Here is a 17,352-nt window from a genome sequence, read left to right on the forward strand (position 1 = left end):
CGCCTAATATGCGTAGCCTTTATAATTAGGAAATGTAGCCCATAAGACGATTCACGATAGTTTCACTGTTTTCTTCCGATCGGCAAATAATCAAAATGGTGTCATCCCCGCTAATCGTACCCATGACTTCAGACCATTCAATATTATCTAATAAAGCAGCAATCGAGTTAGCTGTTCCTGGCAGGCACTTCATCACAATCAGATTGGTTGTGTAGTCAATATGCAAAAAGTTGTCAACCAATGTACGTTTCAGTTTCTGCGTCGGATTGTAACGCTGATCTGAAGGCATCGAATATTTATATCTGCCGTCGTCCATTGGGACCTTTATGAGCAGCAGTTCTTTGATATCCCGGGATACAGTGGCCTGGGTGACCTGAAAACCAGCCTCACGCAATGCTTCAACTAGATCATCCTGCGTTTCAATCTCATGTTGTGAAATAATTTCCCTGATTTTAATATGTCGTTGACCCTTCATATAATCCTCCTATGGATTAACCTTCATATTCCTCTTCTTCGAGGTCTTCCACTAATGTAATAAGGCGAATACTTTTCTCGTCCGTATCAACGTACAATACCCCCGCACAACCCGGATAGAGCAGCAAATAAGGCATAAGCCTGTCCCGTAAATCAGGACCGTTCCACTCCATAGGTTTCTTGCGGCGTGACGTTTTGACCATATATGTCGAACCGTTACGTACAGCTACGTAGTCAATAAACAAACGGCTATACACGGTATGTCCATTCACTTTAAAAGCAAGCGGTATTTTCATTTTCCCGCCCACCACCTCATATCCTGCTTCCTCCAGTTGGTCCACAGCAGGTCCTTCGTTCAAATCCTCATTAATCGGTATCGTTTTTAGCACAAGCGGTCCCGGCTCCTTTAACCAGGCACGCAGGCTATAAAAAGCCCATATCCCTAATATCACCCCGATCACAGTGATGATAACCGTATCGTATCGCGTGTCCATGAACCGATCACCTCATGGACATATTCTAGGACATGACGCAAAATTCCTTTTCATCTGTACATCCATTATAGGCGAACGTGAGTTCTACAAGCAATCCCTCACACCAAAAAGAGGTTCTCTTAAGTTCACAGAACTCATGGAGAACCCCTGAATGTCACTTACGCGATGGGCCATTATTAAAAGTCTGACCTGCTTCCTGAACAGTTCGTTCAATCAGTGGACTGTAATCCATCTTCTCCAGCTGCGATTCTGCGGCCGGGAGCCCATCCAAACGCCAATGCGCTAAAAATTCAATATTTCCTTCGCCGCCTGTAATCGGGGAAAAGGCCAAGCCTTGCAACGTAAGTCCAAGCTCATGTGCAAACATCAAGATGGTCTGCAACACTTCTTTATGCGTAGCAGGTTCTCGAACCACGCCAGATTTCCCAACCTTTTCGCGACCAGCTTCGAATTGAGGCTTGATTAGAGCTACAATATCAGCAGGTTGATGCAGCAATGCAAGCAATGGCGGCAAAATAATTCGTAACGAAATAAAAGAAACATCAATACTTGCGAAATTAGGCACAGGACCACTCAAATCCGCAGGTGTCATATATCTGAAATTCGTTTTCTCCATAACGCATACACGCTCATCATTACGAAGTGACCAATCCAGCTGATTATACCCCACGTCAATGGCATACACGTACTGAGCTCCATGTTGAAGCGCACAATCCGTAAAACCTCCGGTTGATGAACCGATATCTAGCATCGTCCTGCCCTTCATATCCAGCTCGAATTGACGGATGGCCTTTTCGAGCTTCAACCCTCCACGGCTTACATACGGATGCACCGAACCTTTAACTTTAAGCTCACTGGAACGTGGTACCTTCATTCCCGCTTTCTCGATCCGTTCACTGTCCGCCAACACTAAACCTGCCATGATCGCGGCTTTAGCTTTTTCGCGGCTTTCAAAAAAACCTTGTTCTACAAGCAATACATCAATGCGTTCCTTCGGAACAGACATGTTAATCTCCCTTTAGGCAGCCAGGCTGCTCTTGTCATACTTTTTATAAAATCATGTTGTTTACTTTAAGTTATCCTATACAGATTGCCCCATGCCATATGCTGGCTCAGCGGACCACTTACGCAGCTTTAAGCACACAGCTTCAACGGTAAGTCCCACTTCAGCGCGTTGCTCTTTGATGGAGCCGTGCTCCACAAACAGATCGGGAATCCCCATTAACCGCACCTGTGCATCTTGTATTTCTTCTTTGGCGTAAAATTCCAGTACAGCACTACCCAAACTTCCTGCTTCAGAAGCTTCTTCCAATACGATCAGCTTCGTATGCTGGCGGGCCAGCTCACGCAACATCTCCTCATCCAAAGGCTTGAGGAAGCGAGCATTTACAACGCCCACTTGCATACCCTCACGTTTCATCGCCTCCGCAGCCTCTGTCGCCACTTGGAGCATCGGTCCTGAAGCGATTACAGCGAAGCCCTCACCTTTACGCAGAAGCTCCCAACTGCCGATAGGAATAACCCGCAATTCTTTATCCAACGGCACGCCAACCACATTAACACGTGGGTAACGATAAGCAATTGGACCGTCTTCGTAGTCAAGTGCTGTTTTCATCATATGGCGGAGCTCATTTTCATCCTTTGGCATCATAAGCACAAGATTCGGGATATGACGCAAAAATGCTACATCAAACACGCCATGATGAGTTTCACCGTCAGCACCAACAAAACCAGCACGATCAATCGCGAACATCACGTTGGCATTATGACGACAAATATCGTGCACAATTTGGTCATATGCACGCTGCATAAAAGTGGAATACACCGCAAATATCGGCTTCATCCCTTCCATTGCTAACGCTGCACACATGGTTGCAGCATGCTGCTCAGCAATGCCGACGTCGATCATACGTGTAGGAAACTCTTTACTAAAAGGTACTAGTCCTGATCCACCAGGCATTGCAGGGGTGACCGCAATGATGCGCTCATCCTGTTCAGCCAGCTCAATCAGCGTTCTACCGAAAATTTCCGTATACATCGGATTGCCTACAGCTTTGAGTACCTGACCTGATTCAATTTTGTATGGACTGATGCCGTGCCACTTGTGTGAATCGGCCTCCGCAGGCTTATAGCCTTTACCCTTGGTGGTTACGACATGCACTAATACAGGGCCGGTCACGTTATCAGCCTGCTGAAAAGTCTCAATTAGCTTGGACAAATCATGTCCGTCCACCGGACCAAGATACGTAAATCCCAGCTCTTCAAACAGCACACCTGGAACCATCATATATTTAAGACTGTCCTTGACGCGGCCAGCCGATTTGGCAAGTTTACCGCCTATAGCGGGTATTTTTTTTAGCAAAACTTCCAGCTCATCCTTTGCCCGCAAATAGTGACGGTCCGAGCGAATTTTGCTCAAATAATTATGCATGGCTCCTACATTCGGGGCGATGGACATTTCATTATCATTCAGAATGACCATTAAATTTTTACGTTCATGACCAATATGGTTTAATGCTTCGAAGGCCATGCCCCCAGTCAACGCGCCGTCTCCGATCATTGCAATAACTTTATTGTCCTCGCCCTTCAAATCACGTGCCAAGGCCATCCCCATTGCAGCCGAAAGGGAAGTGCTGCTATGTCCAGCTTCCCAAACATCATGCTCGCTCTCGCTTCTTTTTACAAAACCACAAAGTCCATCACGCTGACGAAGTGTATCAAAACGATCCATTCGCCCTGTCAATATTTTGTGCACGTAGGCTTGGTGCCCAACGTCATAAATCATCTTGTCCTTTGGACTGTTATAGCAATAATGCAGGGCGATCGTGAGCTCAACCACTCCCAGATTCGATGCCAGATGCCCCCCAGTCACGGACAGCTTCTCAATCAAAAAGCTCCTGATTTCCTCGGCTAGAGAAGCCAACTCCTCAACCGACAGTGATTTCAGATCGCCTGGTTGCTTTATGTGTGGAAGCAGCACGCATATCTCCCCGCTTTCCTTCAAGTTTGTGTGTAAAGTTAACAAGTATTATATCACACTTTTGGACTGTGCTTAAACGCAGACAAGTCAAACCAGTTCTAACGCTACTAATGATCACGCTTCATCAGGTAATCCGCTATCTCCAGCAAGCGTGAATAATCGGGAATACCACCTTCTGCAATCACTTTTTTGGCAGATGCTGTGAGTTCCTCCACTTGTCGTAGAGATGCGTCCATACCAATGAAATACGGATAGGTAACCTTCTCCTGTTCAACATCACTCTGCGTTTTTTTCCCCATTTTGCTTTCATCGCCTATGAGATCCAATATATCGTCCTGAATTTGAAAGGCCAAGCCCAGATCTCGTCCAAAGCGGCGAAGTGCCTCTAGTTGACTCTTGTCTGCCCCACCAATCCGTCCACCTGCCAAGAGTGAGAAAATGATCAAATCAGCCGTTTTGTGAAGGTGGATATATTCTAGTTCCTCGATCCCCGTCATTCCCTGCTCGCCCGACATATCTGCGACCTGTCCACCTACCATGCCTCTGGCACCGCTCATTTCGGATAAATCCTCAACTATGGACAATAGCGCGTCGGAAGAAACCCCGTGACGACGACCCGCCTGCACGATGCTATAAAATGCATGGGTCAGCAAAGCATCGCCCGCAAGAACAGCAACCGCCTCGCCGTATACCTTATGATTCGTCAGCTTTCCTCGCCGATAATCATCATCATCCATCGCCGGCAAGTCATCGTGAATGAGGGAATACGTATGTACCATTTCTACCGCACATGCTACTGGCAACGCCGTTTCCCTGCTTCCACCAAATGCTTCCGCAGCGGCGATCACAAGCAGAGGCCGCAGCCGTTTACCGCCTGCGGTCAGTGAATAGTTCATAGATTCTCGAAGAACATCTGGAATGTCCCAATGCGCCGGAAACTGCTCGGTCAATGCAGACGAAACTGCATCCGCCGTCACAGTCAAATATTCCTTGAACGACAGTCTATTCAAGCCCTTCACCGCCGTTTTCATCCAATCCACCGCCGAAAGGCTTCTTGCGCAAATCTCCATCCTCTTCCACGATCATTTCAATTTTACGTTCGACCTGTTCCAGCTTCTGACTGCAAAGCTGAGACAGCTTCATCCCCCGCTGGAACAAATCAATGGCTTGCTCCAGAGGAACGTCTCCATGCTCCAGTTGTCCGACAATTTCTTCAAGAGCGGCCATGGCCGCTTCAAAATTCAATTCCGCTTCATTCGCCACCGTGCTTCGCGTCCTCCTTCATTCCCCATACTTGACAGTCTAACTGTCCGTCACTCACTTTTATCTTGATAGAATCTCCCGGTTGTACATCTTTGAGCGACTTGATTAGCCGTTTCTCCTGTTCATCGTATACCAAGCTGTAGCCTCGGGCCATGACTTTGAGCGGACTCAGCGCGTCCAGCTGACGAATTCCGGTATGCAGCTGCTGCCGCCCCGTTTTTGTAATCGCACGCATCGCAGACTCCAGCTGACGTTGTGCCATATCCGTCTGCTTGCGCGCCGAACGAATTTGTTCACGCGGATTAAACCGCTCTAGTACCTGACGCATACGCGCGTTTTTCTCTGCGTTTAAGCGTGAACGGTTAGCCGCTGCGCGGATCAGACGCTGATGCAGCATGTCCATCCGCTCTGCATGCTGGAGCATGTAGCGGCGCGGATGCAGCAGCACTGGCGAACGCCGAAGCCTAATCAAGCGTTCACGACTGGCTTCCAACCGCTGCCTAAGGGCATTACGCAACCGCTGCTCCCGCTGAAGCAGCTGATCCCGAAGCTCTCCCTGATGAGGCACAGCCAGCTCAGCTGCTGCGGTCGGCGTCGCTGCGCGTAAGTCAGCCACAAAATCGGCAATGGTAAAATCCGTTTCGTGTCCAACGGCCGAAATCACAGGAATGACCGATGCGTAAATGGCACGCGCAACCGCTTCCTCATTAAACGCCCACAGTTCTTCTAAGGAGCCACCACCCCGTCCGACGATCATCACCTGAACCTCCTGCATACGATTCATGGCTTCAATTGCCTTAACGATCGAGGGGGCAGCACCTTTTCCTTGCACAAGAACTGGATACAACACGATTCCAGCCTGCGGGTATCGCCGTTGAAGTGTAGTGATAATATCACGCACAGCCGCTCCGGTCGGTGACGTAATTACGCCAATGGTTGCAGGGTGAGCAGGGAGATTCCGTTTGCGAGTGGTATCAAACAGCCCTTCTGCATCAAGCTTTTGTTTGAGTTGTTCATATGCCAGATAAAGGCTGCCTATACCGTCAGGCTGCATTTGAGTCGCATAAAATTGATATTGACCATCCCGTTCATACACGGATACGTTTCCCCGGGCGATAACACGCGTACCTTCTTTCGGTACGAAAGGGAGCCGTCTATTATGAGTTGCAAACATAATCGAACGTATGCGGCTCCCCTCATCCTTGAGCGTAAAATACATGTGACCACTCGAATGATGCGTAAAGTTAGAAATTTCCCCGCGTATCCATACATCAGACAGCACCTGATCGGATTCCAGTTTCATCCGGATATAGCGATTCAGGTCCTGTATAGAATAAATACGTTGTTGTTCAGCCACAGGCAGCTGCCTTTATGCCAAACCGTGCGACCGCTTGGCCGCTACGAGCGTATTTTGCATCAGCATTGTAATCGTCATTGGGCCTACTCCGCCGGGAACAGGCGTAATCGGACCGGACACTTGCTTTACGCTCTCAAAATCAACGTCACCCGCCAGCTTTCCGTTCTCCAGACGATTCATTCCCACATCGATAACTACTGCACCCGGCTTTACATACGAAGCATCGATGAAATTGGCTTTGCCGATGGCAACGACCAAAATATCCGCTTGTTTACTGAGCTCGGCAATATTCGCTGTACGAGAGTGACACATCGTAACCGTAGCATTTTCACGCTGCAGCAATAATGATACCGGCTTGCCCACGATATTACTGCGACCAATAACAACTGCATGTTTACCAGCTATTTCTACTCCAGCGCGTTTGATTAACTCAATGACTCCAGCGGGAGTGCAAGGCAATAGGCTATCATCGCCGATGACCAGATTCCCTACGTTTACCGGATGAAATCCGTCAACATCTTTCTCCACTGCAATCGCGTCAATGACAGCTTTTTCCTGAATATGCTTTGGTAATGGCAGTTGCACCAAAATCCCATGGATATTACTTTGATGATTCAGCTTATCCACCAGTTTCAGTAATGCTTCTTGCGAAGTATCTGCCGCCAATCGATGAACCTCAGAGTAATAGCCGAGATCATGACACGCCTTTTCCTTATTTTTAACATACACCTGAGAAGCAGGATCTTCGCCTACCAGTACAACAGCCAGTCCGGGTTGAAAGCTGTGTTCTTTCAAACGAATGACCTCTTGCTGAATGCTTGCCCGAATATCCTGAGAGATTTGTTTACCATCAATGATCGGTGCTGACATGTTTAACCACTCCCCAACCTGATTCAGTAGTCTCTAATTAAAAACGTGCTTTCAATTGCTCCAGCTCTTGTATCACTCGTCCCAGCACACCATTAACAAATTTACCCGATTCCTCGGTACCAAAGTGCTTCGACAACTCAATTGCTTCATTGACTGCTACCTTGGCTGGAACATCCTCGCGGAAAATCATTTCATATACCGCAAGCCTCAAAATTTGACGATCTACACGCGAAAGTCGGCTGATCTGCCAGCCTTTCAGGTAATCCGCCAACAGCCCGTCAATCGCTTCCTTGTGCTCCCATGTGCCACGCACATGCTCCAAAACATACGCTCTTAACACTGCCGCGTTTTTAATTACGACTTCGGCTTCGTTTTCCTCGGCCGCTTCCTGAAGCAGCATGTCCACAGCTGCCGCCGCTTCCACTTCATTCATTTCCATATGGTACATACTCTGTACCGCTAATTCCCTCGCCAGACGTCTTTTCATGCCCTGCCTCCTACGCTTGCCTATATCTATTTTTCATTTTAACCAATTTCCACAAAAAAACCTGTGAACGCATCCTCCAAAACCGTTGGGCGCAAATAAGCTACAGCTGTATTTTGGAGAACACGTATCACAGGGTTCATTTAAAAGGACGCCAACGCTGCGACAACCATTCGCTCCATTCTTTCCAAGGGAAGAATGGACCAAGCGCTGAATCGCTACGTCTTCCTAGCGTATATCCGATGAACACCATCAATGCAAAGAACAACATATTCCAAAAGCCTGCCCACAAGTAAATAAAACCGAAAAAAATACCAGCCGTGATCCCCATGATCCGGCCCTTGTAACTTCCCCATATTTCTTTCCAGGGCATCAGGGAAAATCACCTCTATTCCACACGACTCTTAAAGCTTGGTGACTGAGAAACATTAGCGATGTACACCGACACATTGGATACTGGAATTCCTGTAATCTCTTCCACATGGTCGTGTACCCCCTTTTGTACCTCTGAGGTTAACACCGGAATGGAGCTTTCCCCGTCAACAATCGCCCGAATCGTAATATCAAGTCCCGATTCCAACACACGAACGCGTGCTTTCAGATCCTGCATCCCGCGAAATCGGGAAGCCGCTTTGAGGCACAGGTTTTCGATGGTATCCACCGAAATCTGAATATCACCGTATTCGGTTCGCTGATCAATAGAATGCTGTACGGTTTGGTTCCGTCGAATAGAGATATAAAAAACCCGAAGACTCAATAACAACAGAACTCCTGCAATAATCAAGCTGGTAAACCACACCACTCGCTCATCCTCAATACTTAAAACATACGGAATGGCCCCGCTCAGGAGGAGGATGGCGAGAATGGAGATAATTCCGATACTTAAGCTGTACAAAAACAGCAGAAGTCTGTCCATAACTTTAGCCACGAAACGCACAGCCTCCTTAAATTAGAGTAAACCCTCGACCCATAAGGGTCGGGGGTTTGTACAAAGTATCGCTCTATTTAACCCGTCCGGCGCCCAGCACTTCCGGCTCTTCTACTTTTTCAGCATTTTTGAATTGAACATCGTGAATTTGCACGTTCACTTCAACCACGTTAAGACCTGTCATGTTTTCAATGGAACGCTTAACATTATGCTGAATAGCAGCAGCCACCTCAGGCAGACGGTTACCATACTCAATAATGACGGAGACGTCTACAGCAGCTTCACGCTGTCCGACTTCCACTTTTACACCTTTAGATAAATTTTTGCGGCCTAGCAGTTCGGCAAATCCGCCAGCAAATCCGCCACTCATTCCCGCAACGCCCGGTACCTCAACGGTAGCCAGTCCGGCAATGACTTCAATAACTTCTGGGGCAATTTGAATCTCCCCAATTTCTGTACGTTCGAATTCGGTTGGCACTGTGCTCATACCTTCAACACCTTTCGGTCAAAATAAGTTTCATTCCAGCTTTGGATATCAAAGCAGACATGCTCACTTATTATCCATACTATATCATTTGGCGTTCATTATGACAAACTGAGGAAATATACCGATTAAACTTCGTTTTCCTCCAAAAATTTAATATCAAAATCGCCTTCAATAAAGGTCGGATGCTCTAGCAAGCGCTGGTGAAAAGAAATCGTTGTGGGTATGCCCTCAATAGCAAACTCAGCTAAAGCCCGCTTCATTTTGGCAATCGCCTCCTGCCGTGTAGGCGCCCATACAATCAGCTTGGCAATCATAGAGTCATAATAAGGAGGAATGCTATAACCTGGATAAGCAGCGCTGTCTACCCGCACTCCAGGACCGCCTGGAGGCAGATAAAATCCGATTTTACCCGGTGCAGGCATAAAATTACGATCCGGGTCCTCAGCGTTAATGCGGCATTCGATTGCCCAGCCATTAATCGTGACTTCTTCCTGCGTAAAGGAAAGCGGATGCCCTTCAGCGACCGAAATCATTTCTTTAATCAGGTCTACACCGGTAATCATTTCTGTTACTGGATGTTCCACCTGAATACGTGTGTTCATTTCCATGAAATAGAATTTATTGTCCGGACCAAGCAAAAATTCAAGCGTACCTGCGCCAGAGTATTGAACGGCCAAAGCTGCACGAACAGCTGCCTGTCCCATTTCTTCACGAACATCCTGCGAAAGTACTGGACATGGTGCTTCCTCCAACAACTTCTGACGACGACGCTGAACAGAGCAGTCCCGTTCACCCAAGTAGGCAACATTACCATGCTTGTCCGCTATGATCTGTATTTCCACGTGTTTCATACCAGTCAGATATTTTTCCAGATACACGCCCGCATTACCAAAGGCCTTCTGCGCTTCCTGCTGAGCAGTCGTGATTTGCTGGATAAGATTATCCTCATCTTCAGCGATACGAATACCTTTACCACCACCACCTGCTGTGGCCTTGATAATGACCGGATATCCGATATCACGTGCGATACTGATTGCATCCTGTACATCCTCAACCAGTCCGTCTGAACCTGGAATAACCGGAACCCCGGCATCCTTCATGGTCTGCTTGGCTACAGCCTTATCTCCCATTTTGTTAATTGCTTCAGGAGAAGGTCCAATAAACGTAATATTGCATGATTCGCAAATTTCAGCGAAGTCTGCATTTTCCGCCAAAAATCCGTAACCTGGATGAATGGCATCACATTCAGTCAATGTAGCAACACTCATCAGGTTCGTAAAATTAAGATAGCTGTCCTTAGACAACGTCGGTCCGATACAGTAAGCCTCATCTGCGAGACGCACATGTAACGAATCCTTGTCAGCTTCCGAATAGACGGCAACTGTCGAAATATTCATTTCGCGGCAAGCGCGAATGATACGAACTGCAATTTCTCCACGGTTCGCGATTAATACTTTTTGAAATGTCATGACTTTATCCTCCCTGGGAGCAGTCTTGCCGAACCCTCAAAAAGGGGTCAAACAAGCTTTTTACTCCGGTTTCACAAGGAACAATGGCTGGCCATACTCAACCAACTGTCCGTTTTCGGCCAAAATTTCCACAATTTCGCCCTTCACTTCAGCTTCCAACTCGTTCATCAACTTCATCGCTTCAATGATACATACCGTTGTTTTATCGCCTACTTTACTGCCGATACTCACATACGGAGCCGTATCCGGGGATGAAGAACTATAGAAAGTGCCTACCATCGGAGATACGATTTTATGTAGATTGCTTGCATATTCCTTCGGTTCCCCAGCAGTTGCATGTCCAACATCGGACTGTACTTGTGGATTCGGAATTGCAGCTTGTGGCGCCACTGTATAAGCAGGTGCTGTTACAGGAGCCTGTACCGTAACGATCTCGCTTTTACCCGGTTTACGGATCATGAGGCGAGTTCCTTCATTTTCAATTTCAAGCTCATGCACAGACGTTTCATCCACCAGCTTGATCAATTCCTTAATCTCGCTTAATTTAAACATCTCTATTAATCACTCCTTCAGCATTTTGCCGGTTGCTGATAACATTTTTGAAACAGCTTTATGTATTATATCACAATCATTAAAAATAGAAAGAGCCCGGGATTGTGCAGAAATCCGGGCTTTTTCGCGTTTTTTGTCTTATTGTGTAACATACTGGACACTGATCTTGTCCTGCGTTACGTTTAATTCCTTCATGACTTTATCGACAATCGTTACCGCTTGCTTAGCATCCAACTTTTCACTCAGAACCACTACTTTGTATTTATCAGCATCTTCCTCGCGGACGACTGCATTGGCGAATTGCTGCTGCAGTTCTTCTTCGATACCGGTAATTTTGGCCTGTTTATCTTCAAGTACATGCAATTCCTTTTGTGCCTCTGCAGCTTTCTGCGGTGTACTATCATTCATTGCCGTAGTCAGCTCGTCATTTTTCTTTTGATTTTCCACATCCCGCTCCAGTAAATAGTTGTCAATCACAGCTGCCGCTGTTGGTTGGGCTGCTTGTTCGTTTGCTACTTGATCAAGTACCTGCTTGTCGGTTTTGGCGCTAGAAGCTGCTTTGTCATCACTTTTAGCTGTCGTGCCTGTCTTAGCTGTAGTTGTGTTTTGATTGGATGCAGTCGATTCAGTAGCAGGGGGGGCGGCGGCTGTGTCTTTATCACCTTTTGATGGTTCTGTTGCTGGATCAGTTGTAGAAGCTGTGTCCTTTGTGGAAGTCTCTGCCGTTCCGTCAGTTACTTCTCCATTGGTTACTACTTCATTTACTTTCAGTTCGTTCATTTGTTCTTCTGCCTTTGTCGTTGCTTCCTGTGCAGCATCCTGTTTAACCTTGCTCACCTGCTCGCTGTCCGCTACTGGCGGATTCGCCGGACTTGAGTCCTCCGTAAACAAATAATATGCAGACAGTACCACCATTAAACTCAGCATGGACACCAGCCAAACGGTTTGTCTTTTATTATTCATGTTCTGTCCTCCATATTCATAAGTGGTTTGCAATATTAACTTCTTTGTTCCCCAATTCCATATTATCCCTGCTTACGCGGAACGACTGATATTTTGTATGAAGGTACGTTTAGTCCCTTCTGCACAGCATCCACAATGAGCTGCTTCACCGTAGGGTTTTCTGCCCCCATAGCCACAACAAGCACTCCCCTTACCTGTGGTTTTACTTTTTTGGTAACAATCGGGGTGTGCTGACCGCCCGATGATTCATAGGTGACAATCTCACCATCGCGTGTATATTGAGTAGTGTGCCTTTGTCCACCATTGGCGTCCGACTCGTTATTTTCTTCCTGCATGTCTTTCACATTCCGTTGAACGATCACTTCTTCGGTAGAATCTACCGTAACCATGACATCGACGGTTCCTACGCCAACAATCTGCTCCAGCATCTGTTTCATATTGTCCTCAAAAGCCTTCTCGATTCCGGCAAAGGAACTGTCCTCACCTACCGTTGTTTCTAACGCAGGCTCATTTTTCATTACGCCAGGCGGTTCTCTCCCTACGTTTTCCGGGTCGACTTTTTTCACATTAACGAATGAATTAAAGAGCATAATCGCTACACCGATAAGGCCAAGAATAAGTAGCCAACGAAATGAATTGAACCTTTTCGCTCCGTCCCCCCCTCCACCCATCCATTGCTCCAGCTTTTTCCTCCATTTGCCCATTTCGGTTCACCTCCTGTTACCATTCATGTGTTCCATCCTGCGAATTAATCACCTGAACATGTGTGCTGTCGATCCCCCATTTTTCACGTAGAATTCCTGTGATTAAACCAAAAGCTTTCTGATCCGCAGATTTGCCATTCTCTGTGGTTTCGTCAGGACTACGATCATCTTCTCGCGTTCCTTCATTATGATTAGAGGGTTTTGACTGTGTCGGCTCCACACGAATATTCACTGTCTTTTCAGCTACAGGCTCCACCATAATCGGCTTGACATCTGTACCCAGCGGGATGTTTGTGTTTTCTTCTTTTTCTGCCTTCTGCTCCGCCAATTTAACCACTACTGACTGAACACCCGTTCCTGCCTCTAGCCCCGATTCTTTCTGCTGAATCTGCGCAAGGGTCACCTGGACCGACTGAATTGCTAACCCAGTGTACTGCTCCAATTGCCCTTTCATTTCCTTAGCTACCTCTTTGCCTGCCCATTGCATGGAGCTTTGTTCCTGCTGTTGCTTTAGCTTGTTGCCTTTGGCTAAGATCTCTTCCAATGTCGGTTCCCTATTACCTGTCTCTGCCTGGCGTTGCAGATCCAATGCTCGCCCCAGAACCTCTGAGGGACTACTGCTCAGCAAGCGCACAATCGGAGACAGCAATGTCAGCAAAACAAGCAGGCTGAGTACGAGTTTGACATACCTTTCCATAGATCGGCTCGGTAAGATCATATCGACAAAAGAAGCCAGCAGCACGATTAGCACTAGTTCCTTGAGCCAGCCTCCCAGCCAGGTCACGTCACTCGCCTCCCTCTCGTTGGATTATGTGCATGTATTCACCTCATCATGACTGTCATGTTGCCTGCTGCGAGCATGACGGTAATCGCAAGGAAGGACATTAATCCCACTGCCGCCAGTGCCGCAAAAACATAAATCATACTCTTGCCGATGGCATCCAAACATTCCACAATAGGCGTATCTCCCAAAGGCTGCATGATTGCTGCGGTCACTTTATAAATGAGGGCTAGTGTCAGAATTTTGAGAGCAGGAAAAGCACACAGGAACAAAATAATGATGACTCCCACAAGGCCGATGGCATTTTTAACGAGCAGTGATGCCGAAATGACCGTATCCGTCGCATCTGCCAGCGCCTTGCCTACCACCGGAACAAAGCTACCTGTAATATATTTAGCTGTACGGATTGTTAATCCGTCAGTAACCGAAGAGGTTAATCCCTGTACCGAAATGACTCCTAGAAAAATAGTCAGAAGCACTCCCAGCACGGCAACACCCGCGTTCCGCAGTAGATCAGCTAACTGGGTCAGCTTGTATTTGCCCGTGAGCGAGTTGACCAAGTACAGCACAGCCGAGAAGAACAGCAGCGGGAAAACAAGCGTATGAATAACTGTTCCGACCGTGTTGATCATAAATACAATCAGCGGGTGGGTCACCGAAACGGTGACAACGTTACCCATCGAGGCCAACATGGTAAACAGCAAGGGCAACATCGCCATCATGAAATGAATCATGCTGTCAATTGCTTCTTTGGCATAACCAATCGCTACACTAAAGCTATTAATCGCCAAAATGATAATGACCATGTACACGATAGCGTAGGCAACTTTGCTGACCTGCTTGCTTTCAAAAGCGCTTTGCAGCGTTTCCAGCACCATACTCATAATGCTGAGCATGACGATGGTGACGAGCAGCTTGGCATTCACCCGGATTTCATGGATGAAAAAATCAGCTATGGCCATCAACACACCTTTTATACTGAATCCTTCACCACCCGGAAGCAGCATGTCCATGAAAGAAGGCGTTTTCTGGTCAGGGAAAAATCTGCCGTATTGCTTCATGAGTCCGTCCCAATAATGTTCAACATCATCTTTGGGCATTTGCTCCGCCTGTTGTCTGATCCATTCGTTTGTAGGTGTATCTGCGAAGAGGACCGCAGCCGAGGCGCACCAGAGACATAGCAGCAAAATCACAATAACTTTGAGATTCGGCATGCCCCCCAGCCTTTTCATGGCATCACCCCCTCAGGCGGGCATCAGCTTCAGAATGGTATCAATAATAATGCTGATAATCGGGATTGCGAGTACCATGATGAGTACCTTTCCAGTAAGCTCTATTTTGGAAGCTATGCCGTCTTGTCCCGCATCCCGTACGATCTGTGCTCCAAATTCAGCAATATAAGCGATACCGATTATTTTTAATACGGTTTTAAAATAAATCATGTCCATCCCTGAAGACCTGGCCAGTCGCTCCAGCACGGCAACCACAGATCCGATCTTGCCAATCAGCAGCAAAAAAATGACGATTCCCGCAGCTGTTGCAATCAAAAAGGCAAACATCGGCTTCTGTTCCTTGATAACTAAGATGAGGACTGTGGCAACGAGGGCGAAGCCCACCACTTGTATGATTTCCATGTGTTCACCTACTGAAAAAGAAAAATAGATTTGATCTCTTGCAGAAGGTTATCCAGCATTCGTACCACCATGAACAGCACGACAACGAAACCGATGACCGTCACCCAGTGTGCCATGTCTTCCTTGCCCATTTGCTTTAGTACGGTATGAATCATAGCGATAATAATGCCAATTCCGGCAATCTGGAAAATTGCGTTCACTTCTAAATTCATTCGAGCACCCCGCTAATAGATCAAAATGACGATCAATGCTCCGATCAGCAGTCCCAGGCTTCTGCTCATACGCTCGTATCTCACCTGATCTGCCTGCGCCTGCGCTTCTTCATGGGATAACTGCTGGATGGTCAGCGCAATGTGCTTGATCTGGTCTTCACGGTCGCTGGTTCCAAGGCTGTAAGCAAGCTGACGCATCGCTTCCTTCTCGGCCTGCTTCATAGAGGAACGGCTCCACGAGACTTCAATCGCTTTATGCAAGCTTTCTCTGGCGGTCAGGCCAAAAGAGGGGTGCATCCAGCGTGAGGCTTGCTGAAACAGAGAGCGCAGCGGCTCTCGCAAGGGCTCTCCAGTCTTGGCGAATGCATCTGGTAACGGAGACACCCCGTAAGAAACCTCGGTGGTCAGTCTTTGCAGTGCGAGAATTAACTCTCTGATTTGCCGCGGCCTCATGGCAAATTGTCTTGCCCGCTGCCAGCCTGCCAGTGTGGTGGCTAGTATAACCAAGACAGCTCCCAGCAGCTTAAGCATAGGAGATGCCCCCGTTCTGCCCTTCCCCAGGCAGTGTCAGCCTGCGCTGCTTGGCATCTGCCAGCCGAAAAGAGACGCCCCGGCTCGTCCGCTCCAGCATGACATAGAGCTGGAACAGCTCCTGTCCTGTAGCTAATCCGGCAAAGGCAGATCGGCTTGCCATTTCAGCCACATCACGACCATGTGCGGAAGCAATGACTGCGATGCCTGCATGAAGCGCTTCACGTACCGCTTCCGCATCTTCTGGCCGCCCGATTTCATCCACAATCAGGACATCTGGTGACATCGAGCGAATCATCATCATCATGCCCTCCGCTTTCGGACATCCGTCCAATACATCGGTGCGAGGTCCGACATCAAAGCCGGGGATGCCCTTGTGACTACCGGCGATCTCAGAACGTTCATCTATAATGCCCACCTTAAGTCCATTTCGTCGCCCTCCGTTGCTTTGCATCCCTCCGTAACTCAGTTGTCGAGCCAAGTCCCTAAGCAACGTCGTCTTGCCATGCTGAGGCGGTGACAAGATGAGCGTATGCCGTATCGTCCCGGATTTTTGATCCGCTACATAAGGTAATATCCGATCAGCTATGCCAGGAATGGCCCGAGCAATTCGTACATTAAAGCTGCTTATATCCCTCAAATGCTCTACTCGCCCTCGGTTAAGCACAGTTCTCCCTGCCAAGCCAACACGATGACCGCCAGGGATGGTAATAAACCCTTTGCGAAGCTCCTCTTCCATGGTGTAGAGGGAATGATTACTGATAAAATCCAGCAATCGGTGGGCATCCTCGCGGTTAGGCTTATAGGCTTCAACAGGATTCAAAGTCAGCCGACCAGCAGTCGTTACAAAATGATGATCACCATTCGCATTAACTTCCAGCGGCCTTCCTTCCCGGACCCGAATTTCTTCCAGTTGCTTAAATACCGTTTCTGGAAGCCTTCCGAGTATACCGTGCAACGGTTCCGGAAATAACTCCAGCCATTCCATACCAATGCCGCCTCCTCACAGTTGTCCTTTTTCTTTAAGACAAGTCTATGGCTGACTCTCGCTTTTTATGCCGAAAATATATTGAAAATCCAGTCGAACTTTTGATCACTCCTATCCATGCTCAGCAGACCTTTCCCCGCTCATTCAAGCACCTTTCCCTGCTTTGTATAATAAAAAAAGG

The 17,352-nt window shown here is 47.6% G+C and carries 22 protein-coding genes; all 22 read right to left on the reverse strand.

The features are described 5' to 3' along the window. Positions 1-25 precede the first annotated feature (25 nt). A complete protein-coding gene (ahrC, locus tag ACH59B_RS15135; RefSeq protein ID WP_013371768.1) occupies positions 26-475 on the reverse strand; it encodes a transcriptional regulator AhrC/ArgR in 450 nt (149 codons plus the stop codon). Positions 476-491: 16 nt separating this feature from the next. After that, entirely contained in the window at positions 492-968 is a 477-nt protein-coding gene (locus tag ACH59B_RS15140; protein WP_016822282.1) for a hypothetical protein, read from the reverse strand. A gap of 154 nt (positions 969-1,122) precedes the next feature. After that, complete coding sequence (locus ACH59B_RS15145) at positions 1,123-1,974, reverse strand: TlyA family RNA methyltransferase (protein WP_016822283.1); 852 nt, start codon at positions 1,972-1,974, stop codon at positions 1,123-1,125. Between the two features lie 75 nt (positions 1,975-2,049). Then, on the reverse strand, positions 2,050-3,948 hold the full coding sequence (gene dxs / locus ACH59B_RS15150) for a 1-deoxy-D-xylulose-5-phosphate synthase (RefSeq protein WP_038978033.1): 1,899 nt from the start codon (positions 3,946-3,948) through the stop codon (positions 2,050-2,052). A 107-nt stretch (positions 3,949-4,055) separates the two neighbouring features. After that, complete coding sequence (locus ACH59B_RS15155; RefSeq protein ID WP_017427502.1) at positions 4,056-4,979, reverse strand: polyprenyl synthetase family protein; 924 nt, start codon at positions 4,977-4,979, stop codon at positions 4,056-4,058. Then, entirely contained in the window at positions 4,951-5,211 is a 261-nt protein-coding gene (gene xseB, locus ACH59B_RS15160; RefSeq protein ID WP_013371773.1) for an exodeoxyribonuclease VII small subunit, read from the reverse strand. The genes ACH59B_RS15155 and xseB overlap by 29 nt, the downstream gene beginning before the upstream one ends. Continuing rightward, complete coding sequence (gene xseA / locus ACH59B_RS15165) at positions 5,201-6,514, reverse strand: exodeoxyribonuclease VII large subunit (RefSeq protein ID WP_044785404.1); 1,314 nt, start codon at positions 6,512-6,514, stop codon at positions 5,201-5,203. The genes xseB and xseA overlap by 11 nt, the downstream gene beginning before the upstream one ends. Before the next feature lie 66 nt (positions 6,515-6,580). Beyond that, complete coding sequence (gene folD, locus ACH59B_RS15170; protein ID WP_016822287.1) at positions 6,581-7,438, reverse strand: bifunctional methylenetetrahydrofolate dehydrogenase/methenyltetrahydrofolate cyclohydrolase FolD; 858 nt, start codon at positions 7,436-7,438, stop codon at positions 6,581-6,583. A 37-nt stretch (positions 7,439-7,475) separates the two neighbouring features. Beyond that, positions 7,476-7,925 carry a transcription antitermination factor NusB gene (nusB, locus tag ACH59B_RS15175; protein WP_019687905.1) on the reverse strand — a complete coding sequence of 150 codons (450 nt, stop codon included), beginning with the start codon at positions 7,923-7,925 and terminating at the stop codon, positions 7,476-7,478. Positions 7,926-8,061: 136 nt separating this feature from the next. Next, positions 8,062-8,295 (reverse strand): DUF2273 domain-containing protein, encoded by a 234-nt coding sequence (locus ACH59B_RS15180; RefSeq protein ID WP_016822290.1) that lies wholly within the window; start codon positions 8,293-8,295, stop codon positions 8,062-8,064. Positions 8,296-8,310: 15 nt separating this feature from the next. Then, positions 8,311-8,850 (reverse strand): alkaline shock response membrane anchor protein AmaP, encoded by a 540-nt coding sequence (gene amaP, locus ACH59B_RS15185; RefSeq protein ID WP_013371778.1) that lies wholly within the window; start codon positions 8,848-8,850, stop codon positions 8,311-8,313. 73 nt (positions 8,851-8,923) lie between these two features. Beyond that, positions 8,924-9,337: an Asp23/Gls24 family envelope stress response protein gene (locus ACH59B_RS15190; protein ID WP_013310820.1), complete on the reverse strand. Its 414-nt coding sequence runs from the start codon at positions 9,335-9,337 to the stop codon at positions 8,924-8,926. Positions 9,338-9,462: 125 nt separating this feature from the next. Then, complete coding sequence (gene accC / locus ACH59B_RS15195) at positions 9,463-10,806, reverse strand: acetyl-CoA carboxylase biotin carboxylase subunit (RefSeq protein ID WP_013371779.1); 1,344 nt, start codon at positions 10,804-10,806, stop codon at positions 9,463-9,465. A 60-nt stretch (positions 10,807-10,866) separates the two neighbouring features. After that, positions 10,867-11,358 carry an acetyl-CoA carboxylase biotin carboxyl carrier protein gene (gene accB, locus ACH59B_RS15200; RefSeq protein WP_016822291.1) on the reverse strand — a complete coding sequence of 164 codons (492 nt, stop codon included), beginning with the start codon at positions 11,356-11,358 and terminating at the stop codon, positions 10,867-10,869. A gap of 138 nt (positions 11,359-11,496) precedes the next feature. Further along, positions 11,497-12,321, reverse strand: a complete 825-nt coding sequence (locus ACH59B_RS15205) for a SpoIIIAH-like family protein (RefSeq protein ID WP_045244447.1) — start codon at positions 12,319-12,321, stop codon at positions 11,497-11,499. Positions 12,322-12,383: 62 nt separating this feature from the next. Beyond that, positions 12,384-13,025, reverse strand: coding sequence for a stage III sporulation protein AG (gene spoIIIAG, locus ACH59B_RS15210; protein ID WP_016822293.1), 642 nt, complete (start codon positions 13,023-13,025; stop codon positions 12,384-12,386). A 16-nt stretch (positions 13,026-13,041) separates the two neighbouring features. Continuing rightward, positions 13,042-13,809: a stage III sporulation protein AF gene (locus ACH59B_RS15215; protein ID WP_016822294.1), complete on the reverse strand. Its 768-nt coding sequence runs from the start codon at positions 13,807-13,809 to the stop codon at positions 13,042-13,044. Between the two features lie 38 nt (positions 13,810-13,847). Further along, entirely contained in the window at positions 13,848-15,038 is a 1,191-nt protein-coding gene (gene spoIIIAE / locus ACH59B_RS15220) for a stage III sporulation protein AE (RefSeq protein ID WP_016822295.1), read from the reverse strand. Between the two features lie 12 nt (positions 15,039-15,050). Then, positions 15,051-15,440, reverse strand: a complete 390-nt coding sequence (gene spoIIIAD, locus ACH59B_RS15225; protein ID WP_013371785.1) for a stage III sporulation protein AD — start codon at positions 15,438-15,440, stop codon at positions 15,051-15,053. An 8-nt stretch (positions 15,441-15,448) separates the two neighbouring features. Further along, positions 15,449-15,652 carry a stage III sporulation protein AC gene (gene spoIIIAC, locus ACH59B_RS15230; protein ID WP_010345636.1) on the reverse strand — a complete coding sequence of 68 codons (204 nt, stop codon included), beginning with the start codon at positions 15,650-15,652 and terminating at the stop codon, positions 15,449-15,451. A gap of 12 nt (positions 15,653-15,664) precedes the next feature. After that, positions 15,665-16,183 carry a stage III sporulation protein SpoIIIAB gene (gene spoIIIAB / locus ACH59B_RS15235; RefSeq protein WP_013371786.1) on the reverse strand — a complete coding sequence of 173 codons (519 nt, stop codon included), beginning with the start codon at positions 16,181-16,183 and terminating at the stop codon, positions 15,665-15,667. After that, positions 16,176-17,171, reverse strand: a complete 996-nt coding sequence (gene spoIIIAA, locus ACH59B_RS15240; RefSeq protein ID WP_025365164.1) for a stage III sporulation protein AA — start codon at positions 17,169-17,171, stop codon at positions 16,176-16,178. Before spoIIIAA ends, spoIIIAB begins: the two co-directional genes overlap by 8 nt. Between the last annotated feature and the right edge of the window lie 181 nt (positions 17,172-17,352).

This window comes from Paenibacillus sp. DP01, from assembly GCF_044784315.1.
Classification (GTDB): Bacteria; Bacillota; Bacilli; order Paenibacillales; family Paenibacillaceae; genus Paenibacillus; species Paenibacillus polymyxa.